1 protein-coding gene and 1 pseudogene are annotated in these 935 nt (G+C 52.3%); both read left to right on the forward strand.

Annotated elements, in window-relative coordinates; translation table 11 throughout:
- Positions 1-145 precede the first annotated feature (145 nt).
- A complete protein-coding gene (locus XAXN_RS19970) occupies positions 146-784 on the forward strand; it encodes an AAA family ATPase (protein ID WP_245149974.1) in 639 nt (212 codons plus the stop codon).
- 43 nt (positions 785-827) lie between these two features.
- Positions 828-935 (forward strand): annotated as a pseudogene (locus tag XAXN_RS22300) (IS5/IS1182 family transposase); the annotation flags it as partial.

The following is a 935-nucleotide window of genomic DNA, read 5'->3' on the forward strand; positions in this document are numbered from 1 at the left end:
ACCCAATGTTGCATAAATACAGCATGAAGTACATAAGCCGCCAAAGAGACCGCTCGATCACCGGGATTGCCCTGAATGGGCAAAGCGATCTACGCGCCCCATCGTCTATGTGCATCCAACCTCCCGCGAAACGCGGGAACGGGGCTTGATCAGCGTTGCCCTAAAGGGAAACGTCAGGCAAGCACTGGACAAGCGGGGACGTTTCCGGGAGGTTCTAAGCCGCGGGTGTGATCCTACAGTCGATTCTATCCTGATCGAACTGCAGTACCGAATGGAAATAACCGGCGTAGAGCGACTGGTCACCTACTCAATCGAGATTGGCGAAGAGACCGGCACTCCCATCGTGCAAAGGGAGTTATTGCGTTACAAACGTGCGCGCTATGGCAGCCCCTATCATTTCTTAAATTTCTCCAAGGGTGAAGGTTATGCCATCACCAACGAAGAGGACTTCAAGAAACCGGACGAGGAACTGGACAGGGAAATTCAGAAAGTGTCTCCTGACACCCTAGCGATCAAGGGGCTTGGACAATTTGAGCGTTTCAAGGCTGCAAACGCTTTCCGACAATTAATCGAGAACTGGCACGTTTCTGATTTTCATATCAATGCAGCAAGAGGGCGCAAGGAAGCCACTGGCGATTCTGAACACTTGTCGGAAAGTGGCGACAACTTACCACTAGTTGCGCAATACATGAATGAACGTCATCCGCAAGTATTCCGGCGCATCCTCGACATCATGACACGACGTGTCCCCGGAGTGGCCTCAGTCGAACCTAAGAGCCGATAACAAAACCCTTGAATTTTGTTGAGTCGGCGGCAACATTGTCGGCATGACACGTCGCAACGAGATCCCTATTGCGCTGTGGAAGCGCATCGAGCCACTGATTCCGCAGGTCAAGCCTTCCCCCAAAGGTGGACGACCTCGTCTCAGTGATAAG

It is taken from the genome of Xanthomonas axonopodis, from assembly GCF_001304695.1.
Lineage (GTDB): Bacteria > Pseudomonadota > Gammaproteobacteria > Xanthomonadales > Xanthomonadaceae > Xanthomonas > Xanthomonas axonopodis.